This window comes from Burkholderia pyrrocinia (genome assembly GCF_001028665.1).
Lineage (GTDB): Bacteria > Pseudomonadota > Gammaproteobacteria > Burkholderiales > Burkholderiaceae > Burkholderia > Burkholderia pyrrocinia.
Genome location: NZ_CP011504.1, coordinates 2337070 through 2363613, shown reverse-complemented (window position 1 = coordinate 2363613; position 26544 = coordinate 2337070). Strand labels below are relative to the sequence as shown.

Sequence of the window (26544 nt, the reverse complement as noted above, 5' to 3'; positions counted from 1 at the left end):
CTGCCTCCGCGCAGCGCAACCATCCGGACCGTACAGCCGCTTCGTTCATCTCGTTCATCGAACCACTCCCTACTCACTTCGTTGTATGCATCATCGTGTGCGTCGTTCGGTTCGCGCCGCGCAACGACGGAAACCGGAATCAATAAAACCAGCGGTATTGCGCGCCGACCACCGTCACAGGCGTACCGAGGCGTGATACACGCTGGTGCTGGATGAACAATGCCGCGTGGTCCCCGCCGAACACCGAACCCGCCATGCCGGCATCGATGGCCGCTCCGCCGCCCTGAATCGAATCGTGCACGACGCCGACCTCGAGAAATGGCCGCCACCGATGCGTGTACCGTTCGCGCAGATCGGTCCCGAACCCCGCGAACAATCCGTATTGCGTGTACGTGGCCGGCATGAAGTTTCCTGCGGAGGCCGACCGGCTCGCGGCAGGCAGAAGCGACGAAATCAGCGTGTCCGCCCGCCCCCCCGCACCGTAAGCACCGTGCGTGCCGACGACGCGGATCGTATAGTCCGGGTACGCCGTACGAATTCGGTAGCTCACCTGCGCGGTCGACAGCACGCCGCTACCGAGATAGGTGCGCGCCTGGCTGTAGAAGCGGTCCATCTCGACACTGCCGGACACCGTCACGCATTCGTTCGCCTGCCAGTTTCCATCGGCGATCAGGTTGTCCTTCATCCCGCCGATGCGCAACGCCGGCAGCTCGTCGGCGACCTGATCGCGACCCGCACGTATGCCGAACCGCAGCGGTCCGTTGCGTCCGAATTCCGCGCCGAGTCCGATCGTATAGAAGGTGTCGAGTCCTTCTCGGCGGCCCGCACTCACCGTGAACGCATCGTCACGCGTCTGCCGACGGGCATGGACCACCAGCGAGCGGTCCGCCGACGGCACGTTGACCAGTTGCGACGCGTCCGTCGATCGCTGGAGGTCCAGCGTGGCGGTCATGCCGATCAGGTAATGCCCGGCGATCTTGCGGCTTGCCGCGATCGTCTGCTCGCTGTAATCGAGCGGACGTTCGGCGTAGGTCGTCATGCTCGCGTCGAGCGACTGCGGCCACGCGAGCGCGGTTTCGACGAAACGCCGATGCATTTCGCTGTCGTCGGGCGCGCCATCGAGGCCATCGAACGCGAGCGTTTGTGCTTGCGCCGGCCGGTCGACGGCTTCGGCCGCATCGATACGGTCGTAGCGCGGCAGGTGCACGCCCTGATCGAGCAGACGTTCCATCGTCCCGATGTCGCCGTCGGCTAGCGCGACGGTCAATTGCGCGGACGCCGGCCGCGCGAACAGGTTCGCCGCCTGCAACGCGAGCCACCGCTTCGCAAGCGGATTCGCCTCGTGCGACAGCGCCCAGCTAATCGCTACCTCCTGCGCGACCGCGACGTACGCACGGCGGTCTTTTTCCAGCATGTCCTGTGTCGATTTCGTGCTGCCCCGCGCCGACGATTCGAGCGGCGAAAGACCGCGTGCATCGCCGAGCAAGGTACGGCGTTCGCTGATGAAATCGGCAGTCGCCGAGCCGTCCTTCAGCAGTTCGTCGAGCAGCGCGACCGCGTGGTCGGCAGTCGAATATTGCGCAGCCAGATCGACGCCGCGGCTGCGCAGCTCCAGGTGCGTCTCGATGTCCTGCGACGTACGTGCCGGAACACCGCGTTGGATGGGTTGCGAGGCTTGCCGCTCCTGCGTCGTCCGTCGCGGCGGCGAGGACCGTGCATCCCGTTCCCGCGGCGTCTGCCAGGCCTGCTTCCGGCCGAATGCGCCGATCTGCAGCCACACCTTGCGACGAATCGACCACGCGAGATCCGGACGTCCTGCCATTTCCTGCGCATCGGCGTACGTGAGCAGCCACAGCGGATCGTGCGACATCATCACGGCCTGACGGCGCAGATATTCGAGCGCATCGACGGGCCGGTTCAGACGGAGTTCGGCCGCGGCGTACGGTCCCCACAGCGGCGCGTCAGCCGAAGCCTTGTCGCGCCAGCGCATGAGCGCCGCATGCAACTCGGCATCCGTGCCGTAATCGATCAGCGTCCACAATAGCGCCGCATTCAGATCCACCGATGCGCCCGGCAGATCGACCGCACGCTGCAGATCGTGCAACGCATCGAGCGGACGGCCCGCTTGCCGCTCGTACTCGGCGCGTACGCCGAGAAAACCCGGCGACGCCTCGGCTGCCTCGCGCTCCTGCGGCGTGAGGCTCGCGAGCAGCGCGTCGATGCGTTCCATCGCGCCGGCTGCGGTGTAGTAGTACACCGCCTGCTGCAGCGCGCGCACGGTATGGTCGCGCCGGTAGTGCAGCACCGAGATGCGGCCGGCGTCGATCGGGTACGCATCGTAGAAGTACGACATGTCGGCCAGATCGTCGGGCGTTGCCGCATCGCTCGCCAGCAGATGACGATACGCGTCGTGCGCCGCGTCGTCACGTTGCAGCAGGCGCGCGAGTTCGCCGTAGTTGCGCCAGAACGCCACTTCGCCGTCCTGCGCGTAACGGCTCGCATTCGTCATTGCATCGAGTGCGCCCGCGTAGTCACCGTCGCGATACAGCACATTGGCGGTGTGCAGCGCGTAGCGCGGATTGCGCGGCTCGCGCCGTTGCAACCGACGGTAGATCGCGAGTGCCTCGTCATCGTGGCCGGCACGTTCCGCGAGCGCACCGGCGCGTTCGTCGAGCGCGTTCGCTTCACGGCCGTGCGGCAGACCGTCGAGGAACGCGATCGCGTCGTCCGGCCGCCCGAGACGCTCATACGTTGCGGTGACGGAATCGACGAGCTTGAGATCGTCGGGCGTCGCCCGTGCCGCGTACAGCAAAGCGGCCAGGTAGGCGTCGTCGTCGTCCAGCATCGGGGCGATGCGCCGAACGTTCCGCCAGCCGACGGGGTCGCCCGTTTGTCGCGCATAGTCGAGCCACGACTTCAGCGCGAGCTGCGACGCCCCGTTCCATTCGGCCACCTGTGCAAGGCGCTTGCGCCACAGCGCCGAATGCGGGTCCTTGGCGAGCTGCGCGAGCGCGACCTTCTCCGCATTGGCGGGATCGGCGGACTCCAGGAACGACTGATAGAGAAGATCGGCAATGTCCGCCCCATCGGCAGCCGGCGGCGACGGAAGTTGCACAGCTCCCGCATGATTCGATACCTGCGTCGCGTCGACGAAGCGCATCATTGCGTCGCGCCGTTGCAGCGCGACCTTCACGATGTGCGCCCGCGGTTGCGTCTGTGCGGTGACTTGCGCTTGCGCCGCATCGATGAACGGGCCATGGCCGTCATGGCCTGCCCGGAGCTGCCGCGCGACGCGACCGCGACGTGCGCTACCCCAGACCATCGGACCGTCCAGATACGCGTACGCCTGCTGCGTCGAACCCGACCGGTGAACCGCCGGCATGGCGAGCACGCGCTCCGCGCGCCTGCTCCGATAGGCAATCCCGCCGATCCCCGCGCGCCGCGCCAACGCCTCCGCATACCGCTCGATCAGGTCCGGCCGCTGCGCCGCCCGTGCGAGATCGAGCAACGCGACGAGCGTCGGCTGATCGTCGATGAACGCGTCGTTCTGGCGCTGCGCAACCGCGATTGCATCGGCGGTCAGATTGCCGGCCTGCAGCACACGAATGCCGGCGATGAAGCAGCGTCGCTGCGCGCCGAGCGTCGTCGCGTTCCGCTGACGCCGGAACCAGCTGTCGGCCGCCTCCTGGTAGTCGCCGATCTGCAACGCGTAGCGCGACACGTATCCGTCCCACTTGTCGCGATGTGCGGTGTCGCGCCGTGCGAGGCGCACATAGAACCGCAGCGCGAGCGCGGGGGCACCGACCGATGCCGCGGATTGCGCGAACCATTCGAGATCGCGATCGGACCAGTCGAGCGCGGCAGCGTCGGAAATCTGCCGGCGCAGTGCGGCAAGCGCAACGGAACGGCGCGGATCGTCGGCCTGCATCTCGTTCGTGCGTTGCTGCGCGATCGCGAGCTGCAGCTTCATCGCGGCCTGCCGCAGGGGCGGGGAAGCCGCCTCGTCCATCCGTTGAACGACCCGCCCCGCATCCGCGAGCCGGCCCAGCGACACATATTGCTCACCGAGCATCGCCAGTAGCGCTTCGTCGCGCGGCCGCACTTTCAGCCATGCTTCGAGATACGCCGCGCTCAGATCGCTCGGGCCGCCCACCGCGGCCATCCGCTCACGCAGCCCGTCATGAGGTGCAACCGCATAGCCAGCCAGCAGCACGACGCCTGCCAGCACCAGCACGAGCCATGGCGGCGCGATACGCGGGCGATTACCGGTCACACGCAATCTCGACCGGCTGGTAGCGCATCGGCTGACGGACGTCGGCCGCCGTTTCGAAACGGAGAGCCGTTCCGTCGCGCCGTGCATCGATCGGTCGGCCCGCGATGCGCACACGGCAGCGCTGCGCGTCAGCAAGCTCGACGAACGGCTGGTAGTAGCCGCCGAACTCGAACGACATCCCGCCGGCGGTACGGTGGAAGTTCCGGACGAATCCGTTCGCTTGCGCGATGTACGGTGTCCCGCCCGGGCCATGCGATTGCACTCCGCCGCGCAGTCCGCTCTCCGTGTCGCGCTCGAACACGACACGTGCGGCGCCGTCGGCAATATGGATATAGAGGCCGTCCGGGCCGGGCGCATAACCTGTCACGCCCTGCGATGCACGCAGGTCCGGCACGTCGTTGCGCGGCCAGTGCAACTCGCGCACGTCGCCGTTGCCGCGCACGACCCATGCGCCGCCGGCCATTTCACGCGCGACCGCGAAATCGCGCCAGTCCAGCACCTTGTGCGTGTAATCGGTGATGTAGACGGGCAGCACCGGCTGCGTCAGCACGGTCGAGTAGATCTGATCCAGCGCGCGCAGCGACGCGATCTTCGTGCCGCTGTACATGTGGTAGTACACGTCGATCGGTTTGAAGCGATACGGATGCTCCGTCATGTCGTAGGTTTCGAGTACCTGCGTGAAACCATAAAACGGGCCCTGCCAGTCGTTCGTGTAAACGTTCTCGTCCTGGTCCGGCGCGTATACCTGGTACGCCCCCGGCCCTTTGTCGATGCCGAGCGGCGCGATATGGGTCCAGCTGTTCACCGACTTGCGGATGATCGTGTCGCCGCCGTTGATGTTCTGCACGCCGGCCGCATAGGCCTTGCGCACGGCGATCGCGGGCGGCTCGCAGTCGCCCGGCCATTGCAACACTTCGGTACGCTTCCCCGGCGGCGCGAGACGCGAATCGATGTAGGCGATCGAGCCGGCGATCTCGCGGTCGAGATCGAACGTGTAGCCCGGGATATCCAGCGAGAACGCCGTATCGCCGCCGTTGCCGCGCTCGACGTTGTTCCGGTGGTCGACGCGCGCGCCCGTCGTCGCATCGAGGTCGGCCATCTGGAACGGATGCGAGTAGGTGTGCGAACCGATCTGCACCCACGGCAGCGCGAACATCTGCCGCGCGAGCGCCTCGAGGCGCGGCGACAGTTTCGGATACAGGCCTGTCGGCCCCACTTCGCCTTCGATGACCGACAAAGTCATCGGCACTTTGTAGCGCGTGAAGATACGTCGATAGAGTGCGTCTCCCGAATAATCGGCACCGGGGAATTCCGCGCGCGACGCATAGCCGTCGCCGTCGACGTGCGTCATGAACAGGCGGCGGCCGTTCTCCGTCGTGACGCTCGGCGACGGCATCCGCACGAGACGCAGCGCGTCGGTCACGAACGAGATCGGCTGGATCGCCCAACGCGTCTGCCCGATGCCGTTCAGCGAAACGACCGTGTACGGACTCAGCGTATAGCCGCCCCACGGCGTGATCGCGGCCGCGTCGATGTTCGTGCCGGCCGCCGCGAGCCGCAACAGCACGCGGCTGCGCGAGCCGACCCGCATCCCGACGAGATCGCGCGCATCCGGCCTCGGATCGATCTCGAAGTGCATCATCGGATCGCGCGTCACGACGCTGAGCGGCGCCGTGAACGGGCCAGGCACCGGCTGCAGATCGAGCGCCGCGCCCTCTTCCTGCGCGGCGTCGAAACCGAACTGTCCCATGAAGGCGACCGGCACGTGATCCGCGATGCGCGCATCGATCCAGCGCCGCCATCTCGCCGGGTCGGCGGGCTCCGCGCCTTCGATCCAGGCGACGACGCCCGCGTAACGGTCCGGTGTGATATCGGCCGGCAGCGGCGCGTCGAGATCCGCGTATTCGACGTCGTAGCTGAGATAATTGAGCGGCATCGCGAGGTCGCGCACGCCGCGCGTTTCGTCCACCGGCGTATCGGCGTCGCGGTTCTGCACGATCAGCACCTTGCGAGGCAGCACTTCGATCGCACCGATGCCGACGACGTCACGGCCGGCGTCCGTCACGTACGGCGTCACGCCGGTCGCGACGACCTGCGCGGCCGTCGCGCGTGCACATGCACGGTCGGTGCGCTCGCAGATCTCGATCGACAACACCGGCACGTGCGTCTCACGCATGAAAATCCGCGCCGCGTCGACGCGTGCGGCACGGTCTGCAGCGGCGACGTCGCGTACCGTACCCATATCGTCGCCGTCCATGAAACCGCGTACCAGCGGCGGACCGAGTACCGCGTAAAGCACATTCGCATGCGATTGCGCCGCACGCAGCGCATCGTGGCCGCCGACGATCAGCCGCGCGTCAGGATAGGCTGCATGAATTGCCTCACTCGATGCGATCGCCTCCGGCGTGTCGAGCAGGAAGCCGCGATAACCGCGCGCCCACAGCGGCTCGATGCGCTGCGAGACAAACGCAGCCGGCCCAAGGGCCGAGCCCGACGCGTCATGCGGTACGTGCGCGATCCAAACGGTGTGCGCGAGCGGGTGCGTTGCCGGATCGAAGCCTCGGGCCGGATCGAGCACCACCGCGTCGAACGCTTGCAGCAACGCCTCGGGCGGCTGCGCGCCGTCGAAAAACGCGACGTTCGCACGTAGTGCGCCCGACGAGGATGGAACTGCCGGGGTATCGGCCGCCATGACGTGCAGCGAAACGAACGCAAGCGCCGCGCTGCACAAGATCGCGGCCACGCTGCCGCGGACGGCAAGCACGGAGGCCGCGCTTGCTCTGGGTGGGTGATTCAATTCGTGTCGTTCCGGACGTAAAGCAATGCCGGCACACGCCGCCCCGGCACAGCACAGGTAAGACCTAGCGGATGGTGTCGAAAGTCGACAGACGTCCGTCCATCTGCACGCGGCCGTCGCGCTCCATCGGAGCACGTGCATGCAGCAACCACGATGAAGTGGAGGTCGTTTGCGCACTCATCGTTTGCCGACGCCCATGCCTGCGAGGGCCCGCGTCCGTGATACGCGGCATCTGCAAGCGCGTGGCGATTCTGAAACCGGCGGCCTTGTCGGCAGCCAGTACGAGGGCGGCTTGAAGTGCGCCCATGCCGTGTATATCCGAGCAATATTCGAAGCAATCCGCTCTCTCGGCCTGCGCCCCGGACGGCACCACTTCGCCTCGATAGGCGACGAAAAAACAGCACGTGATTGCCAGCACACACAAGACCCGCACCGCAAATGGCTGCAAGCGCAGCGCATTGCAGCCATTGATCGCGGAAGAGCCGATGAAACTAGCGACAAGCATCAACCCGGATGCTTTTTCCGACTTGGCCATACTTATTATTTCCCCGTTTGTTCTTCTTTTTTAAATTACCATGCTCATTGATAAATTTTATGTTCTTACATAAATTTATGTTTTGATGCGACATCGTAAAGACGACGAAAGCATTTCGACGGACATTCGCGGCGAGATGGGATGACGCCGTTGCCCAATCGAACCGGAGCCATATACCGAGATCGAAATCACCGGCGGAGTTCCTGGATTATCCCGGCCCAAGATGACCTGCGTATGGCATTCGACTCCCTCGATACGTCGCAACAGGCGTGACGCGCACCATGGCCGCACACGTTTGCAGCGCCGCGCTGCCATGGGTACCGATTGCTTTGAATACCGAATTCAATTGCCTTACAGCCTGCCTTTAACCGCGATTTATCCACGCCGCGGCACATGCGGCGGGCGTGCCTACGCGCGAGCACGCCCGCATTCGCTTCGATCGATAAAATCGCCGATCGGGCGCGACCTGGCCATCTCGCCATCGCGTATCGGGCATATCGATGCCACTGGCGGCCCTCGGCATCACCGCGGCAACGCTACCGGCCGACGCGGTCGGCCCAGCCCCGGCAGAACGCGCGGTACTTGAGCACGAGCTTGTCGTATTTGCCGTACGCGCCGCAGCCGTCCGGCTTCATCCCGCTCCAGATCTTGACGTCGTACCCCGAGGCCTGCCGGGTCTGGAGCCCGAACAGCACGTAGTCGGTCGCGCGGCGCAGGAGGCCGTCCACCTTCCGGATCGAGATGAGCATGTGCATGACGTTCTTGCCGTCGCTCACCGGCGTCACGCACTGGAGCAGCTTGTACTTGACGTCTCCGTCCAGCGCGACGGTCATCACGCACCCGCCGGGGTAGCCGTCGAAGTGCAGGTTCATCTGCGACATGTTCAGGCCCAGCGCGCGCGTGACCTGCGGCGGCGACAAAAGATCTCGCATCTTGTGCCGCTCTAACCACGTCAACAGCTCTTTGCCAGCGACAGAAGCATTGCCAACGTCGATTAGGAATCGATTTGCATCGTGCAACGGCTATACCAACGTCTCCTACATGGGAGGTGGAGCTATACAGTTGGCAATCGCTTTAACCACATCAGATATCGAGACGTAACCCGGATGTAAATGGATTGGTCAAGTTATCAAGATCGTTGAAAAACATGCTGCTTTGGACTGACAGCCGTCGAACCCGATTCGGAGGCATCGATTCCACGAGGATCTTCGTAGACCGATGTCACTCCCGAATGCCTACACGACGCCTACACAATGACAAAAAACGACACGCCATCTTGAAAAACAACCACAACCCACTGAATTAATGGACTTTTCAGTAACAATCAATCATCAAACATCCGGATCCGGAATCCGCGCCGACTGAATCACCACCAGCGTATCGCCCTTCTCGATCCGGCACGGCGGGTCTTCATAAAACGACTGGATCTTCCCGCTCCGATCGAGCCCGACCACGATCGCGCCCGGCACGACATTGGTCATGCAGCCGATCTCGTGCGGCAGCGCCTCACGCTCGACCAGCGTCGCGCGCCCGCGCGTCGACAGCATGTCGTTCACGAACGGCACGATGTATCGGCTCTGCACCGCATCCGCGAGCAGCAGCGCGCCGATCTTCGTCGACGACACGATCACGTCCGCGCCGGCCTGCCGCAGTTGCCGCTGATACAGGTTCTCCTGGATCCGCACGACGATCTTCGTATCGGGCGCGATGCTGCGCACCGACAGCGTCAGCAGGATCGCGGTCGGATCGTCGGTCACCGAGATGATCACGGCCTTCGCCGCGCGCACCTGCGCCTGCTGCAGCAGATCCTCGTGCGCGGGATCGCCGAGCAGCCCTGTCACGCCGAGCGACGTCGCGGCCTCGAGCGCCTGCTGCTGCGAATCGATCACGATGATCGTCGCGGCATCGACGCCGCTCTCGAGCAACTCGCGCACGGCGATCGACCCCGACAGGCCGTAACCGCACACGACGATGTGATCGGACAATTGCTTTTGCAGGCGTTTCATGCGGAATTCCTCGATGACGCGCTGGATCACGAACTGATACGCCGTGCCCAGGAAAATGAACCAGATGACGATGCGGATCGGCACGATGAAGAACGCATCGATCAGGCGGGCGCGCGCGGTGACGGGCACGATGTCGCCGTAGCCGACCGTCGCGACCGTGACCATCGTGAAGTACACGAGATCGGCGACGGTCATCGGCGTGCTCTTGGTCGAATCGCGCAGACCGTCGCGATCGAGATACAGCACGAGGAACGCGAGCACGCACAACAGCACGACCGCACCGACACGAAACAGCAGCGTGCGCCGCGGCGACGTCGCGGGACGCGTGAACAGCATGCGCGCACGCGGCGCCTGCCACGGGTTGCGGGCGCGACGCAGGCGTGAGCGCAACGAACGGCGCTGGGCGGAGGGCGAGGCCAACGGGGAATCTCCTGAAGGATGCGGGCTCGATTCTACGACGGGAAGACGGTGATCCGGCCCGACATCATTGCATCGATTCGTCCGCTACAGCATGCTGCGCGGCCGCACCATCGTCCCGTCGACGAAACGCTGCGCACGAAACGCCGACAGGTCGAGCGACGGCGCGCCCGTGTCGATCCATTCGGCCAGCAGCCGACCGACGACCGGCCCCATCGCGAAACCGTGTCCGCAGAACCCCGTCGCGATCGCGAGCCCCGACGGCGTGCCCGGCGCATCGATCACCGGAATGCCGTCGGGCAGCACGTCGATCAGGCCGGCCCAGGCCTCGACGATCTGCGCGTCCTTCAGCGCGGGGAAGATCGCCTTGAGCTTCGCGAGCGCGCGCGGCGCGTGCGCGCGATTCGGCTGCGGCTGCGGATCGCGCGGCTCGATCGGCCCGGTCGCGCCGTTGATGCGCGCGAGCGCATCGCGCCATGCAGCCGAATTCACGTGCAGCCGGAATTTGTCGCGTTGCGACCAGAACTCCGGCCAGAACAGACTCAACCCGCGCAGGTGGCCAAGCGTCAGGTCGACGTCGACCTGCATGTCGTCGGCGAGATTGATCGCGCCGTTCTTGCGCTGCCGGATGCCGAGGCCGTGCCCCCAGAGCGTCGACGCCGACACCGGAGGCACCACGTTGGTGCGCATGCAGGTGCCGCGCACGGCCTGCTGCGGCAGCCGGATGCCGACGCCGTCGAGCAACCGGAAACTGGTCGCGCCGGCCGCGCAGATCACGCGCCGCGTGCGGATCGTGCCGCGCTCGGTCGCGACGCCGACGACCGCGCCGCCGGCCGTCTCGATCGCCGTCACGCCGCAGCCTTCGAAGAAACGCGCACCGGCCTCGGTTGCGCGCGCGGCGAATGCCGCGGCCACGCGGCGCGGCTCGGCCTGCCCGTCGGTCGCGGTGTACAGGCCGCCGAGCGTGCGCGCGTGCGGCGAAAGGCCGCTGACGCGCTCGTCGATCTGCGCGCGCGTCAGCGTGCGCGTATCGAGCCCGTGCTCGCGCGCGACGGCGAGCCACGCGTTGAACGACGCCCAGTCCGTTTCGTTGTCCGCAATATAGAGACAGCCGCCCTGCCGCCATTCGAGATCGAAACCGAGGGTTTCCTCTAACTGCTCCCAGATCCGCATGCCGGCCATCATCAGCGGCACCTCGGCGGCTTCGCGCCCCTGCTGCCGCACGAAGCCCCACGCGCGTGTCGACTGCTGTCCGGCGATGCGCGACTTGTCGAGCACGACGGCCTTCAGGCCACGCAAACCCAGGTAGTACGCGGCCGCGCAGCCCATGATGCCGGCGCCGGCGATCACGACGTCGGCCTCGGCCGGCAGCGCCGTTTCGACGCGGGTCAACGCATCGTGCAGCGGATAGGTTGTCGTCATTGCTTCCTGTCAGGCGTGAATACATTCGAGATACGGGCTGTCGCGGTAACGTCGTGACACACCTTTCACACAAACGCACCTTTCGCGACACTGAATGACGACCATTTTGCGGTAAAGTTATCTTTTCCGCGCGTGGCCGGTCGGCTCGCCTCTGGACGTCATGAAGATTGTCCATCGAGACTGCCGCAAGGCGTCGTTCTGAACGTCACGATCCGTTCCCGTAGCATGACCACTGAAGCAATCACCACGGATTCCCTCGCGGTTGCCGAGCGCGTGCGCGAGCTGATGACCCGCAACGGCATCGGCAAGCGCCAGCAGACCACCGAGCTGTGCCGCATCCTCGACCTGAGTTTCTCTCAAGGCCACCGCAAACTGCGCGGCAGCAGCCCCTGGACGCTCGCGCAAATCAAGAAAGTCGCCGAAGCGTACGGCGAACCCGCCGCGCAACTGTTCGGCGCGCAAACGCTCGACCCCGGCATGGTCGGCGCCTATTCGCAGGAGGCCGTACTTTACGCGGGCGTCGCCGAGATTCCGTGCACCGCATGGATCGGCGCGCCGCTCGAAGCCGGCGCGCGCCCCGAGTTCGTCGCGTACGAACAGAACGGCCGCTGGCGCGTGCTGCGCCACACCGGCGTGCTGTACCAGAACGCGTACGACGTGCACAAGATCGAAATCTATCCGCGCCGCGCGGAGAGCGACAAGCTCGTCGTCGCCGTGATCGATCCCGATCGCGTCAGCGCGACCGAGCTGTGCCGCTATCTCGAACGGCAGGGTTTCGCGACGGCCGCGTTCGACGGCCTCGCGCCGTTCGTCGACGCGCTGCAGGGCCAGGCCTTCGATGCGGTGCTGACCGAATGGCTGTTCGACGACAGCACGGCCGCGACCGCGATCAAGGCCGTGCGCACGTCCGACAACCCGGGCGCGCCGATTTTCGTGCTGACGGGCGACCTGCTCACCGGCCGCGCGAGCGAAGCCGACATCAGCGAAGTGATCCGCGCGTTCGACGTCGTCTGCTACGAAAAGCCTGCGCGCATGGCGATCCTCAGCGCCGATCTCGCGAAACGGCTCGCGCGCGGGTAATTTCCGCCGCGCCGCTCCTCTTCCGGACGGCCAACGTCCGCGGCACGGCGGCCGTGAACAGGTTCCTCAGTACAATAGCCGCACCTGTTCACGCCCACGCAGCCCGACTCCATGGCCCGCCTCATTCCCGACGACTGGAAAAGCCTCGCCGCGACCGGCGCGGCCGAACGCGAGCGCGAAACGCTCGCCGCGCTCGAACACGCGCTGCCGGACAGCTACACCGTGTATCACGGCGTGCACTGGACGCGCGCCGAACAAGGCTTCTCGGTGTTCGGCGAAGCCGCGTTCGTTGTCGTGAGCCCGGCCGGCCGCGTGCTGCTGATCGAACAAAAGGCCGGCTTCCTGCGCGAAACGCCGAAGGGGCTCGTGAAGGTCTACCTGCAGACCGAGCGCAACGTCGCGATCCAGCTCGCGCGCACGCAGGAAACGCTGCACCGGCGCCTGACGGCTGCGCTGGGCGCGGGCGTCTACGGCATCGAGGCGCTGCTGTACTGCCCCGACTACTCGATCCGCCAGGCGTCGATCGCCGGCGTCGCGGCCGACCGGATCGTCGACGCGTCGCGCAAGGCGCAGCTCGCGCAGGTGATCCTGCAGATCCTGCCCGAGGACGACGAACGCCTCCCGAACGCGCCGAAGCTCCACCATTTCCTCGCGGACGAGCTCGCGCTCACACCCGACACGAGCGCACTCGTCGGGCAGGCCGGCACGCTCGTCACGCGACTGTCGGGCGGCCTCGCCGCGTGGGCGCGTCAGCTCGAATTCGCGCCGTTCCGGCTGCGCGTCACCGGCACGGCCGGCTCGGGCAAGACGCAGCTCGCGGTGCAGGCGATGCGCGATGCCGTCGCGGCCGGCAAGCGCGTGCTCTACGTGTGCTTCAACCGGCCGCTCGCCGACTACATCGCGCGCATCGCGCCGCCCGGCGCGAAGATCGCGAACTACCACCAATTGTGCGACTGGGTCGCGCGCGACGGCGGCTATACGCCCGACTTCCAGGTGCCCGGCGAATTCGAGCGGCTCGAAGCGCGCTTCGCACAAGCGCCGATCCCCGAGCGCTGGCGCTTCGACGTGCTGGTCGTCGACGAAGGGCAGGATTTCCATGCGCCGTGGGCGGCCGCACTGGAGCGTTTGCTGGCGCCGGACGGCGCGTGGTGGTGGCTCGAAGATCCGCTGCAGAACCTGTACATGCGCGAGCCCGTCGCACTGCCCGGCTGGGTCACGCTGAAGGCGCTGACAAACTACCGCAGCCCGCGCGATTTGCTCGAATTCGTGCGCGACGTCGTCGGGCGCGTCGAGCCGCTCGCGGCCGAACTGCGCTCGGGCAGCCCGTTCGACGGGTCCGATCCGTCGGTGTCGGCATACGGGGAAGAAGGGATGTCGGGTGACGCGTTAGCGGAAGCCTGCATCGACGCGACCAAGCGCGCGATCACGCACGCGCTGTCGCTCGGCTTCCGCAAGCAGGACATCGCGGTGCTGTCGTATCGCGGCCGCGAAGGCTCGGTGCTCGCGCCGCTCGACCAGCTCGGCCCGCACCGGATCAAGAGCTTCACCGGCAAGTACGACCTGTTCGGCAACCCCGAATATCGCGAAGGCGACGTGCTGCTCGATTCGATCTACCGCTTCAAGGGCCAGTCGGCGCCGTGCGTGATCCTCACCGAAGTCGACTTCGATACGCTCGACGCGCGTGCCGCGCGCAAGCTGTTCGTCGGCGCGACGCGCGCGACGATGAAGCTGCTGATCGTCGCGTCATCGCGCGCGGCCGCGCAGCTCGCGGCCGTCTGACGCAGCGGGCGAGCAGCCGGCAGGCGATTGCCCGCCCCGTCACCGCCCGCCATCCATCAAGCGACCCGGAACGCCCCGACCGCGCGACGCAGCCCGTCCGCCTGCTCTTCCAGCGACGCGGCAGCCGCCGCAGCCTGCTCGACAAGCGCCGCATTCTGCTGCGACACCTGGTCCATCTGCGACACCGCGCGGTTCACCTGCTCGATCCCGTCGCGCTGCTCGTTCGATGCAGCCGCGATCTCGGTCATGATGCCCGTCACGCGCCCGATCGCCTGCTGGATGTCCTGCATCGTCGTGCCGGCCACGCCGACGAGCCGCGAGCCGTTCGCGACGCGCTCGACCGATTCGCCGATCAACGTGCGGATTTCCTTGGCGGCGGACGCCGAGCGTTGCGCGAGCGTGCGCACCTCGCCCGCGACCACCGCGAAGCCGCGACCCTGCTCGCCCGCACGCGCGGCTTCGACCGCCGCATTCAGCGCGAGGATGTTGGTCTGGAACGCGATGCCTTCGATCGTGCCGATGATGTCCGCAACCTTCTGCGAGCTCTGGTCGATCTCGTTCATCGTGCCGATCACCTCGCCGACCACCGTCGCGCCGCGCGTGGCGATCTCGCTCGCGCTGTCCGCGCACGCCTGCGCCTCGAGTGCATGGTCGGCGTTCTGCTTCACGGTCGCGGTCAGTTGCTCCATGCTCGCGGCCGTCTCCTGCAGCGCGGACGCCTGTTCCTCGGTGCGCTGCGACAGATCGGTGTTGCCGGCCGCGATCTGGTGCGTCGCCGTCGAGATCGCTTCGGAACCCTGGCTGACCTGGCGCACCGTGTCCGCGAGGCTGCGCTGCATGCCCGTCACGCCCTTGACCAGCTCGGCCATCTCGTCGCGCGACGACCAGCGCACTTCCGACGTCAGGTCGCCGTCGGACAGGCTGCGGAAATGCGACAGCAGCCGGTTCACCGGCTGCGTGATCGCGTAATGCAGGCCGATCGCGCAGCCGAGGCACGCGGCCAGGCCGAACGCGATGCCCGCGATCGCGCCTGCGCGCATCCAGCCGTAATAGGTCTGCGCGGTGTCGTAGACATCCTTGCCGCGCGCCGCCTGATACGTATCGAGCGCATCGCTCGCCTGCGTGAGCGCGACCGACAGCGGCGGCGCGACCGACATCAGCAGGCGGTCAGCCTCGTCGCGCCGGCCGTCGCGGATCGCGTCGATCAGCGGCTTCAGCGCCTGCCCGATCAGCGCCTGGCGCGCAGCGTCGAGACGGCTCGCGAGCGGGCCTTCGTCGCCGTCGTGCGGCATCGCCGCGTAGCCGCGCCACGCGGCGTCGGCCTTCGCGAGATAGTTCTCGGCCTTCTTGACGAGATCGGGCACTTCCGCCGCTTCCGGATGCAGCAGCGCGCGGTCGAGCGTCGTGCGCACGATCGTCAGGTTCAGGCTCGCCGCGGACAGCGCGGTCTTCGCAGCCAGCTGCTGCGTATAGGCCTCGTCGAGCGCACGGTTCGAGCTCTGCATCCCGGCGAGGCCGATCAGCCCCGACACGACGAGCAGCGCGGCAACGAGGCCGAGCGTGGAGAAGATCCGCGTACGGATCGAGAAACGGGAAAACAGGGCGTTCAGGTTCATGACGGCACGTGAGCGATGAAAAGTGCCGCGGCAATCGGTCCGCGGCATTCTGGATTACGGTTTGCCTGCAGAAAACTTGAGTCCGGCCCCCTTTCTCCCTGATCCCGGTCAATTTTTCGCGCCGGCAATCTCCTGTTACGGTTGCAACATATCGAGGCTGGGCAGAAATTGACTAGTCAATCACTGGTCGCTATATTTCGAACCAATTCCCTGCCATGGCAGATATCTCGATGACCACCAACACCCTCCTTACTGCGCCGGCCGCCGAAGCGGCCCGCCGCGACGCGCCGACCGGGCTGATCGTCGCGGCGCTGCTGCTCGTCATGCTGCTGTCCGCACTCGACCAGACGATCGTGTCGACCGCGCTGCCGACGATCGTCGGCGAGCTCGGCGGGCTCGACCAGTTGTCGTGGGTCGTCACCGCGTACCTGCTGTCGTCCACCGTCGTGCTGCCGCTGTATGGCAAGCTCGGCGACCTGTACGGCCGCAAGATCGTGCTGCAGGCCGCGATCGTGCTGTTCCTCGCCGGCTCCGCGCTGTGCGGCGTCGCGCAGGACATGACGCAGTTGATCGTGCTGCGCGCGCTGCAGGGGCTCGGCGGCGGCGGCCTGATGGTCGTCACGATGGCCGCGATCGGCGATCTGGTCCCGCCCGATCGCCGGGCGCGCTATCAGGGGATGTTCGGCGGCGTCTATGGGCTCGCGACGATCGTCGGCCCGCTGCTCGGCGGCTTCCTGGTCGAGCACCTGTCGTGGCGCTGGATCTTCACGATCAACCTGCCGCTCGGCGTTCTCGCGCTCGCGGTGATCGGCATCGCGTTCCGCCCGCACACCGCGCACGTGAAGCACCGGATCGACTACATGGGCGCCGCGTTCCTCGCGACCGCCCTCACCTGCGTGATCCTGTTCACGAGCGAAGGCGGCTCGCTGCTGCCGTGGACGTCGCCGCAACTGTGGATGACGCTCGTGCTCGGCCTCGTCGCGATCGGCGGCTTCATCTACGAAGAACGGCTCGCGGCCGAGCCGATCATCCCGCTCGAACTGTTCCGCCATCGCACGTTCGTGCTGGTCAGCCTGATCGGCTTCGTGGTCGGCACCGCGCTGTTCGGCTCGGTCACGTTCATTCCGCTCTACCTGCAGGTCGTGAAGGGCTCGACGCCATCGCAGGCCGGGATGCAGTTGCTGCCGATGATGGGCGGGATGCTCGCGACGTCGGTGATCAGCGGCCGGCTGATCTCGCGGCTCGGCTCATACCGGATGTTCCCGATCGCGGGCACGCTGATCGGCGGGATCGCGCTGGCGCTGCTGTCGACGCTGTCGCTCGATACGCCGCTGCATACGATGTACGCGTACATGGCGCTGCTCGGGATCGGCCTCGGGATGGTGATGCCCGTGCTCACGCTCGCGGTGCAGAACACGGTCGAGTTCCGGCACATGGGCGTCGCGACATCGGGCGCGACGCTGTTCCGCTCGATCGGCAGTTCGATCGGCGTCGCGGCGTTCGGCGCGCTGTTCTCGCACGGGCTGCAGGCGCGGATGCTGCAAGCGTTGCCGGCCGGCACGGAGCTGCCGCCCGCGCTCGGCCCCGGCGCCGTGCACCAGTTGCCGGATGCCGTGCGCGACGCGTACCTGCATGCGTTCGCGGGCTCGCTGCATGTCGTGTATCTCGCGGCGGCGACCGTGGTCGCGATCGCGTTCGTACTCGCGTGGTTCGTCGAGGATGCGCCGCTGCGCAAGGGCGACTGACCAGGCTGGCGGGCGGCGACGATGCCGGATCAGGAAACTGACACGCTCGCATTCATCGGCTCTGCCCACGAGACATCGACGCTGAAAAAGCTGCTTCCGCAAGTCGATACGCCGGCCGGTCAGGTTGCGATGCGTGGGTGTACGAGGTCAGCAAGCAGGAAGACAACAATTCGTCGTTCCCGTTGGCTTTGAGGCTGCCAGGTGGGCGTGTTGGGGCATCGATCAGGTCTCGGACCGTCGGCAATGACGCGAACGCAATTCGGTGGCATGCCCGCGGTTTCGAGGCCGCGATCTCGGCTCTGAGTGGCGACGCTCGACTCAAGCTCGTCACGTCGCCCAATCTGCAGATGCAGAAACCGTAACGCGTGTTCGGCGACGAATTCATCGTGCTCGTCGCTGGCGTTGCTCGAACCTCACCTCGTACCCGAGCAGGCGAATCTGCAGGCCATTCGGAAGTCGCTCCCCTATGGCGAGATACCGGGGTGTTTCCAGAACGGTTTGCGCTGAATCGTGTGTCAGGTGCCGACGGCGAGGGAGTGACATGGGGTAGCGGTGCTGCTTGGGGTAATCGTGCGGATCTGGCCTCTTGTCGTGCATGCGTCGCGGTACCCCGGAGTTGTTTGCGGCACGGTATCTAATCCGCTGCTCTCGCTCGCACTCGCAAAAATGGCAGGCGGGCCAAAGCGTGCGTCCAGCGTCAGGAATGGCCGGCCGGTGCCAGAACGACTTAGGGCGACTGCTTCGGCCTATGGTTGCGGGTTGGCGCGGCTCGGTTCGGCCTGCCGGACCGAGTAGCAGATATCTCCGTGAACGGGGATCGCTGGCAATGCCACATGCGCTCCTCTCCGCAAAGTTGCTTTTACTCTCAAGGACGTATTGCACATAGCCGAAGACGGATTCGAACTGTGCAGTGCTTCCCCAATCGCACAAACGACGCAGGCACGCCATTGCCATGGTGTAATTGAATGTAATGGACTTGCCGCCTGACGGAGAATATGTTTTTGGTGCGCGAGCTTTCAAATGTCGCGCTGCAGACCTAAATGACATTGATTCAATCGGGCCAATTATAGACGTGCGCCACCAATACCCGTGCCGCATGCATTGCCCGCCATCAAATCGCACTGGAGATTGACATGAGCACACAAGCTTCCCCTTCTCAAAAAGACCTGGTCCGCGCCACCGAGCAAGAGGCGAAGGACGCCCTGGCGGGCACTGACTGGAGAGCGTACGATGGCATACGTGTCAGGTCCCACCAGAGCACCAACCTGTACCTCGTTGTCAACGGCGTTCTCCATTACATTCCGAATCCGGATACGTATTTCAATTTGTTCCCGTCGTGGGAAGGCATCTTCATTGACGATTATCTCACCACCCATATCCCTAAAAGCATTCCACTGAGCGTTGGAGCTTCGCTCATCAGGGGGGATTCGTCTTCGTTGCGTTATTTGCTGACAAACGGCGAAAAGCGCGCGATCCCCGACGATATTATTTTCAAGAAGTTCGATTTTGATCCCAGTAAAGTCAAAGTCATTCCCGATAGCGTTGTTGAGTCTTTGCCTACGGGAGAAGACATCGACTAGTTGTCCGATGCCATGCATCGAGCGTCAGGTGTGTCCGGCCGGTTTCAAAGTGACGTAGAGCGACGGCCTTGACGCGGAATCGTGGCGATTGTCGCGCAGCTCGGCGCGGCCAGTCGAACCGAGCTGCGGGTATCTACGGGGGCGGGGAGCGCAGGCAGTGCCGTATGCGCCCCCTCCCGTCTCTGCGGGCTGCTTTTTATCGAATGAGCGGCGGCTGGGCGTGTGGGCCGGCGCGATGAATCGCACGCTTGATGCTCGATCGTCGGACACCGTATTCGTAAGCAGGCGCGGTAAGCGTGTAGCGTCCGACGCCATTGGCGCAGGACGCGGCGCCCGTCCTCGCTTTCAAGGCTTCGCGGTCGCCCCAGGCGAAGGCCGAGCTCGGTGGCAGCCTACATGCCGCTCCTGGTCCGCTCTCGGATCGTCTCCCGCTCGAATTCGGCGAGCGTGCCCAGCATCTGAAGTATCAGCCCGCCCCGCTGGCGAATGGGTGTCGATGTGCTCGGCAACGCTTTCGAAGCCTGCGCCACGCTCGAGGCTTCCAAGGAGTTTGCCTGGAACCGGTCTCCCGGGTGATGCCCCCGACCGCCGTTCTTCGCGGATTGCGTCTACCCCAGCCTTAGTCGATGCGTCGATCCGTGCTCGCCTTTCCAACTCCTGGGTGGAAACTCTGGCGTAACCGATTCTCGTAGGACGAAAAAATCCAGAAAGACAGTTTCGCCAATGCACACCGTATCGAGAATGCTCTTTTTTGTCTGGCGGAAGGGGGCCATTTCGCGCCGGGAAGCGACGTGATCGCCGTGCCCCGCCGGCTCGGCGATGCGCGAGTATCGAGCGGGATGTCCAAGCCGGCCTCGCCGCCCCGCTCACGGCACCAGCACGACCGCGCCCGTCGTCGCACGCGACTCCAGCAGCCGGTGCGCGTCGGCCGCCTGTTCGAGCGGCAGCCGTGCGCCGATCTCGACGTGCATTCCGCCGGCCAGCCGTTCGAGCGTCGCACGTGCGGCTTCCCGATATCCGGCCACATCGCGCGCGATGAAACCGAGCACGCTCGGCCGCGCGAGCGCGATCGAACGGGCCGGCCCAAGTTCGTCGAGATCGAACGTCTGCCGCGCGCCGATCGCGGCCACCTGCCCGATGCTCGCGACCATCCCGAACGGCCGGATCGCGCCGAGCGTACGGGTCAGCACGTCGCCGCCGATCCCGTCGATCGCGTAATCGACACCCGCGCCGCCGCCGAACGCACGCGCGGCCGCCACGAAATCCTCCTCGCGATAATCGACGACTTCCTCCGCGCCATGCGTGCGCACCAGCGCGGCTTTCGCGGCCGACCCGACCGTGCCGATCACCCGCGCGCCGAGCGCGCGCGCCCATTGCGTCGCCAGCAGCCCGACGCCGCCGGCCGCCGCATGCACCAGCACCGTGTCGCCGGCGCCGACCTGCCGGACGCGATGCAGCAGCATGTAGACCGTGATCCCTTTCAGCAGCCCGGCGGCGGCTGCGTCGTCGCTCAGGCCGTCGGGGATCGGCACCACGCGCCCGGCCGGCATCGTGCGCAGGCTCGCATAACTGCCGGTCGGCATGCCCGCATACGCGACCCGCTGGCCCGGCACGAGATCCGTCACGCCGGGCCCGACCGCGTCGATCACGCCTGCCGCCTCGACGCCGAGCGCGTCCGGCAGCGCGGGCAACGCGTGCGCCCCCGTCCTGAAATAGATGTCGACGAAATTCACGCCGACGGCGGTCTGGCGAATCCGCACCTCGCCGGCGCCGGGCGGCGCGACGGGCGCATCGACGCGGCGCAGCACGCCGGCGTCGCCGTAGCGGTCGATCCCGATCCGGACGGCGGTGGTTGTTTGGGTCATGACGTTCCTCGCAATCGAATGAAGTGACATGATCATCCCATCGTGCATAATCGATCGGAATTCCCGTTTTCCGCCCATTTACTGTGCAAAATTCGACCGATCCAGATCCCGTTCCTGCGTCCGCGTTGCCGATGAACTGGGACGACATCCGCACCTTCCTCGCGGTGATGCGCGGCGGCAGCCTGTCGGCCGCCGCACGCACGCTGCAGGTTCAACATTCGACAGTTGCGCGGCGCATCGACGCGCTGGAGTCCGCGCTCGGCATCCGGCTGTTCGACCGGTTGCCGCGCGGCTGGCCGCCGACCGACGAAGGGCTGCACCTCGCCGAGCACGCCGCTCGCCTCGAAACCGATGCACATGCGTTCGCACGCGCCGCGCAGGGTGCGGCGGCGCTCGACGGCGTCGTGCGCGTGTCGGCATCGCCGGTGTTCGCCAGCCATTTCCTCGCGCCGCGCCTTGCCCGCGCGCAGCGCGCATGGCCGGCGCTGCGGATCGACCTGATGGGCGAGATGCATGCGGCGAACTTGTACGCACGCGAAGCCGATCTCGCGGTGCGGCTGTCGCGGCCGAGCGAGCCGGGGCTCGCCGCGCGCCGGCTCGGCACGATGCGCTTCGCGCTGTGCGCGTCGCCGGAATGGGCGGACGCGCCGCCTGACACCTGGCCGTTCGTCGGCTACGACGACGCGCTCGCGCAAACACCACAGCAGCAATGGCTCGAACGCTTCGCGGCCGGGCGCCGTTTTGCGTTCGTCGCGAACGACCTGGCCGCGCAACATCGCGCGTGCGTCGCCGGCGCGGGGGTCGCGCTGCTGCCCAGGTTTCTCGTCGACGATTCGCTCGCCGAGGCCGGTGCGGCACCCTCGTCCACGCCAGCGCCGCTCGTCGAACTGACGTCCGCGCCCCGCTGCAACATCGAGCGCGAGATCTGGCTCGTCGTCCATCCGGATGTGCGTCGCTCGCCGCGCGTCCAGCGCGTCGCGGATGCAATCGCGGACGCGGTGCGCGCGGCGGACGGGCGGCTCTGACGGAGCATCCCCGTCGGAGCCCCTGCTCCGGGCCGGCCATGATCCCCGGCCGGTTGCGCCCCACCGATGCGCCGCTCAGGACTGCCGGACAGGCGACGCCTGCCGCTCACCGGCGCAGGCCGGGCGATCGCGATGCGACGCCGAGCGCCGATGATCGATCAGGCCGACCGCGACGGCCGCCGCCAGCGCGGGCAGCCCGATCGCCATGAAGTTCTGTTCCAGCGGCAGATCGATGCCCACCAGCAAACCGATGACGATCGGCGCCAGGATCGCGCCGCTGCGGCCCACGCCCAGCGTCCAGCCGATGCCGGTCGAGCGGATCGCCATCGGATAGAACTGCCCCGCATATGCGCAGTTGACGATCTGCGTACCGATCGTCGACGCGCCCGCGAGGCCGACCAGCACGAACAGCAGCGCGGTCGGCATCTTGTAGCCGAGCAGCGTGATCGACACCGCGGCGAGCAGATACATCGACACGAGCACCGTCTTGATCGGAAAGCGATCGGCCAGCCAGCCGCCGCCGATCGCGCCGACCATCGCGCCGGCGTTCAGCACCAGCACGAAGGTCAGCGCAGAGCCGAGGCTGTAGCCGGCGCTCGCCATCAGCCGGGTCAGCCACGAGCTGAGCGCATACACCATGAACAGGCACATGAAGCACGCGATCCAGAACATGACCGTGCTGAATCCACGACCGTCGTCGAACAGTTGGCGAACCGGCGCGCCGCCCGCCTTGTTCTCGCGCGGAACGACATAACAGTCGCCCGGCTGACGCCGGTATGCGGGATCGAGCCGGCGCGCGATACGCGCGAGCTCGTCGGTCCTGCCGCGCCGAATCAGGAACGGCAGCGATTCCGGCATCCATTTCACGAGCAGCGGAACGAGCAGCACCGGTGCACCCGCGGCGACGAACACGGACTGCCACCCGTACGCTTCGATCATCCCCTTGCCCATCACGGCCGCCAGCATGCCGCCGACCGAATAGCCGCTGAACATCAGCGTCACCAGCGTGCTGCGCACGCGGCGCGGCGCGTACTCGGTCATATGGGCGATCACGTTCGGCATCACGCCGCCGATGCCGATGCCTGCCAGGAAGCGCGCCGCGCCGAACAGCGCCGGCGTCGGCGCCAGCCCGGCCGCCGCGGTAAAGACGCTGAACAGCGTCAGGCAGGCCGCGATGGCCCAGCGGCGCCCGATCCGCTCGGCGACGGTCCCGAACACGATGTTGCCGAACATCATGCCGAACAGCGCCGAGCTGACCATAAAGCCGGCCTGCGCGGGGTTGACGCCCATCTCCTTCATGATCGCCGGCAGCGCGATGCCGGCCACCGCCAGGTCATACCCGTCGAACACGATGATCAGCGCGCACCAGAACAGCACGACGCCGTGCAGCTTGCCCAGCCGCGCATCGTCGGAGAGCGCCTGCAGGTTGATTTGACGCATGGAGCTTCCTTCCTTTTTCCAGAGGGGATTCAGGCCCGGCGGTAGCCGTCGCATTACGCGCATTCGGACTAATACGATCTATAAGCCTGTCTATTTAGTAGTTGTACGAATCGTTGTCGTGAATTGCGCCGCTGTCCGTCCGGCTGTCGGCGCAGTGTAGGAAGCCACAATGATTCCCACTATCCGGAATTTGCAGGCGGCTCGCGAACTTGATCCGCTTTTTCTCGTACCGCACGCCGCGCGCTATCCGATTTTTTCCCCGGTTGACGCGGGACTATCCGATTCTTGCGAAACTTTCGACAAGCCTGACAAAGATCAATATCATCCTTTCAGGTTATCTCGCTCACAAGAGAAGCCGATGTGGCACGACGCGCATCCACGGCCAGCCGGGTGCGCTGCACGAAAAACGCCACACAGGAGACGCCCCATGCCCCTCACCCCGAATGCGGAAGTGCTGTCCGCGCTGTATCGGAATTGCGTGTTCCGATCCGGCGTGCGCACGGATGCGCACGAGCAGGTCTCGCTGGAACTGGCCGAGCATGCGCTGCGCTGGAAGCAGGGCGTACCCGACGCGGCGCTTTTCAAGGGGCAACTGAATCACCTGAGCGTCTACGCGCTGCAGTACGGCGCCGAAGTCGAGGTCGCCCCGCGCCCGTTCGACGGCTTTTCGCTCGTCCACACGTCGCTTGCGGGCGGCGCCGAAATCGAGTGCGACGGGCACGTGATGGGCGTGTCCGAAGGGCGCACCGCCGTGCTGGCGCCGACGTCGCGCGTCCGCCTCCGCTGGCGCTCCGGCACCCGGCAACTGATCGTCAAGGTGCCCGATGCGCTGATGCGCGCGGTCTGCGGCCGCCGGCCCGACGACGCGGCGCCCGGCCTCGCGCCGGGATTCCTGTTGCCGACGGCGCTTGCGTCGCAATGGGATCTGATCGCACAGTCGCTGCTCAACGTGCTCGCCGTTGCCGACGACGGCGGCATCCGGGCCGAATGGCGCGACCACTTCGAACGAAGCCTCGCGCTGTTCCTGCTCGTGCATTGCCCGCCGTCGCCCGTCGCTGCGCAGGCCGGCCCGGCGCCGCACGCGCTCGGCGCGCCGGCGCAAGCCGGATCGCGCGGCGGCATCCGGCAGATGGATGCGCTGCACGAATTCATCCACGCGCGGCTCTGCGCGCCGATCTCGCTCGAAGATCTCGCCAGAGCGGCCGGCGTCAGCCTGCGAACGCTGAACGTGCTGTGTCGGCGCTACCACGGCGCAACCCCGATGGAGCTGCTGCGCAACATCCGGCTGGACGCCGCGCGCGTGCAGTTGCTGACCGACCCGGTGGCCAGCATCACCGATACGGCGCTGACGTTCGGCTTCGGGCACCTCGGCCGCTTTTCCGCCTACTACTTCGCCCGCTTCGACGAGTTGCCGCGCGACACGCAGAAGAACCGTACGCCGAACTGAACACCGCGGCGCCGGACGCGCGGCCGCCGCTTTACGCGTCACTCAATCGCCCGCATAGTAATGGTTTGCCCGCATCCCCGCCCTGCCGCACCGTCACCATGTCCGCCACGCCAGCCGCCTGCATCGTCCGCGATGCGACCGACGCCGATCTCGCCGCCATCCACGCAATCTATGCGCACCACGTCCGCCACGGCGTCGCGTCGTTCGAGGAAACGCCGCCCGACACCGCCGAGCTGCGCGCGCGCCGCGACGCGGTACTGGGCCACGGGTTGCCGTATCTCGTCGCGGAATGCGACGGCCGCGTGGCCGGCTATGCGTACGCGACGCCTTACCGCACGCGCAGCGCTTACCGCTTCACGATCGAGGATTCGATCTACATCGACGATGCGCAGCGCGGGCGCGGGATCGGCCGCGCACTGCTCGCGGCGCTGATTGCGCGCTGCGAGGCCGGCCCGTGGCGGCAGATGATCGCGGTGATCGCCGACGGCGGCACGGGCGGTTCGACGTCGCTGCATCGCGCGTTCGGCTTCGAGCCGGCCGGCACGCTGAAGGCGGTCGGCTTCAAGCATGGCCGCTGGATCGACACGGCGCTGCTGCAGCGCCCGCTCGGGCGAGGCGCACGCACGCTCCCCGCCTCGCCCGAGCCTGCCGCGTCGCGCTAGAATGGCCGCATGTCAAAACAGACTCATTCCACCCCCGACGAGGCCGCAGCGGATTCCCGCAACGAATACACGGTCGACGAACTGGCGCGCGTGTCCGACACGACCGTGCGCAACGTCCGTGCGTACCAGGATCGCGGTTTGCTCGCCCCGCCCGAGAAGCGCGGGCGCGTCGGCATCTACGACGACACGCACGTCGCGCGCCTGAAGCTGATCAACCACCTGCTCGCGCGCGGCTACACGCTGTCGAACATCCAGGACCTGATCAAGGCGATCGACGAAGGCCACGACCTGCGCTCGATCCTCGGCCTCGAAAACGCGATCGGCGGCCGCTGGTCGCATGAACTGCCGAAAACCTATTCGCTCGCCGCGCTCGCGCAGATGTTCGGCGCGCAGGCAACCACGCAGCTTTCGCGCGTGACCGAGCTCGGGCTGCTCGAACGGCGCGGCCTGTCGTTCGTCGCGAAGAGCCCCGCGCTGCTCGAGGCAGCCGCCGCGATGACGAAGGAAGGGATCCCGCCGCGCGAGCTGCTCGACGTGATCAGCCTCGCGCGGCCGCACTTCGACGCGATCGCGCGGCTGCTCGTCGATCTCGTCGTGAAGCGGCTCGACCGCTACGACGCCGACACGCTTCCGCCGGCCACCGACGTGCCCGAACTGGTCGACGCGATCTGGCGCCTGCGCCCGCTCGCGGCCGTGTTCGTCGAAGGCGAGACGAACCGCGCGCTCGAAACCGCGGCGAGCGCGTATCTTGGCGGACGCGTCGCGACGATCCTCGACAAGAAGCTCAGCGACGACGAGGCCGCGCGTCAGTCGGGCACGCCCGATACGCAAGACGACGGCGACAAAGCATAGGGC

17 protein-coding genes and 1 pseudogene are annotated in these 26544 nt (G+C 66.5%); 8 read left to right on the top strand and 10 right to left on the bottom strand.

What is annotated here, in order from left to right:
• Positions 1-139: 139 nt before the first annotated feature.
• The 6 genes and pseudogenes from ABD05_RS26705 to ABD05_RS26680 form a co-directional block, all read right to left on the bottom strand.
• Positions 140-4360, bottom strand: a complete 4221-nt coding sequence (locus tag ABD05_RS26705; RefSeq protein ID WP_238594189.1) for a tetratricopeptide repeat protein — start codon at positions 4358-4360, stop codon at positions 140-142.
• Complete coding sequence (locus ABD05_RS39040; protein WP_420796363.1) at positions 4263-7211, bottom strand: bifunctional glycoside hydrolase/polysaccharide deacetylase family protein; 2949 nt, start codon at positions 7209-7211, stop codon at positions 4263-4265. Before ABD05_RS39040 ends, ABD05_RS26705 begins: the two co-directional genes overlap by 98 nt.
• Entirely contained in the window at positions 7135-7605 is a 471-nt protein-coding gene (locus ABD05_RS26695; protein WP_047902981.1) for a hypothetical protein, read from the bottom strand. The genes ABD05_RS39040 and ABD05_RS26695 overlap by 77 nt, the downstream gene beginning before the upstream one ends.
• A 536-nt stretch (positions 7606-8141) precedes the next feature.
• Positions 8142-8510: pseudogene (locus ABD05_RS26690) on the bottom strand (Rieske 2Fe-2S domain-containing protein); the annotation flags it as partial.
• Positions 8511-8936: 426 nt separating this feature from the next.
• On the bottom strand, positions 8937-10031 hold the full coding sequence (locus ABD05_RS26685; protein WP_047902979.1) for a potassium channel family protein: 1095 nt from the start codon (positions 10029-10031) through the stop codon (positions 8937-8939).
• 84 nt (positions 10032-10115) lie between these two features.
• The gene (locus ABD05_RS26680; protein WP_047902978.1) at positions 10116-11450 is read right to left on the bottom strand and encodes an NAD(P)/FAD-dependent oxidoreductase; all 1335 of its coding nucleotides are present in this window, start codon (positions 11448-11450) and stop codon (positions 10116-10118) included.
• 225 nt (positions 11451-11675) lie between these two features.
• Between ABD05_RS26680 and ABD05_RS26675 the strand changes: the two genes are divergently transcribed.
• Positions 11676-12530 (top strand): helix-turn-helix domain-containing protein, encoded by an 855-nt coding sequence (locus tag ABD05_RS26675; protein WP_006485970.1) that lies wholly within the window; start codon positions 11676-11678, stop codon positions 12528-12530.
• A gap of 111 nt (positions 12531-12641) precedes the next feature.
• Complete coding sequence (locus ABD05_RS26670; RefSeq protein ID WP_047902977.1) at positions 12642-14309, top strand: ATP-binding domain-containing protein; 1668 nt, start codon at positions 12642-12644, stop codon at positions 14307-14309.
• Positions 14310-14365: 56 nt separating this feature from the next.
• Here the strand turns inward: ABD05_RS26670 and ABD05_RS26665 are convergent, their stop codons facing one another.
• Positions 14366-15925 carry a methyl-accepting chemotaxis protein gene (locus ABD05_RS26665; protein ID WP_047902976.1) on the bottom strand — a complete coding sequence of 520 codons (1560 nt, stop codon included), beginning with the start codon at positions 15923-15925 and terminating at the stop codon, positions 14366-14368.
• Positions 15926-16155: 230 nt separating this feature from the next.
• Here ABD05_RS26665 and ABD05_RS26660 point away from each other — a divergent pair, with 230 nt between their 5' ends.
• Positions 16156-17670: an MDR family MFS transporter gene (locus tag ABD05_RS26660; RefSeq protein WP_047903828.1), complete on the top strand. Its 1515-nt coding sequence runs from the start codon at positions 16156-16158 to the stop codon at positions 17668-17670.
• A gap of 1133 nt (positions 17671-18803) precedes the next feature.
• Complete coding sequence (locus ABD05_RS26650) at positions 18804-19250, top strand: hypothetical protein (RefSeq protein WP_047902974.1); 447 nt, start codon at positions 18804-18806, stop codon at positions 19248-19250.
• A 392-nt stretch (positions 19251-19642) separates the two neighbouring features.
• Here ABD05_RS26650 and ABD05_RS39450 read toward each other — a convergent pair whose 3' ends face one another.
• Positions 19643-19708, bottom strand: a complete 66-nt coding sequence (locus ABD05_RS39450) for a hypothetical protein (RefSeq protein ID WP_338012467.1) — start codon at positions 19706-19708, stop codon at positions 19643-19645.
• Between the two features lie 408 nt (positions 19709-20116).
• Positions 20117-21115 carry a quinone oxidoreductase family protein gene (locus ABD05_RS26645; RefSeq protein WP_047902973.1) on the bottom strand — a complete coding sequence of 333 codons (999 nt, stop codon included), beginning with the start codon at positions 21113-21115 and terminating at the stop codon, positions 20117-20119.
• A gap of 131 nt (positions 21116-21246) precedes the next feature.
• On the opposite strand from ABD05_RS26645, the gene ABD05_RS26640 reads away from it, so the two are divergent.
• A complete protein-coding gene (locus tag ABD05_RS26640; RefSeq protein ID WP_047903827.1) occupies positions 21247-22140 on the top strand; it encodes a LysR family transcriptional regulator in 894 nt (297 codons plus the stop codon).
• Positions 22141-22215: 75 nt separating this feature from the next.
• Here the strand turns inward: ABD05_RS26640 and ABD05_RS26635 are convergent, their stop codons facing one another.
• Positions 22216-23580 (bottom strand): MFS transporter, encoded by a 1365-nt coding sequence (locus ABD05_RS26635; RefSeq protein ID WP_047902972.1) that lies wholly within the window; start codon positions 23578-23580, stop codon positions 22216-22218.
• A gap of 427 nt (positions 23581-24007) precedes the next feature.
• Here ABD05_RS26635 and ABD05_RS26630 point away from each other — a divergent pair, with 427 nt between their 5' ends.
• From ABD05_RS26630 to ABD05_RS26620, 3 genes are all read left to right on the top strand, one after another.
• On the top strand, positions 24008-25027 hold the full coding sequence (locus tag ABD05_RS26630) for an AraC family transcriptional regulator (protein ID WP_047902971.1): 1020 nt from the start codon (positions 24008-24010) through the stop codon (positions 25025-25027).
• 98 nt (positions 25028-25125) lie between these two features.
• Positions 25126-25689: a GNAT family N-acetyltransferase gene (locus tag ABD05_RS26625; protein ID WP_047902970.1), complete on the top strand. Its 564-nt coding sequence runs from the start codon at positions 25126-25128 to the stop codon at positions 25687-25689.
• 9 nt (positions 25690-25698) lie between these two features.
• Positions 25699-26541 (top strand): MerR family transcriptional regulator, encoded by an 843-nt coding sequence (locus ABD05_RS26620; RefSeq protein WP_047902969.1) that lies wholly within the window; start codon positions 25699-25701, stop codon positions 26539-26541.
• The last annotated feature ends 3 nt before the right edge of the window (positions 26542-26544 follow it).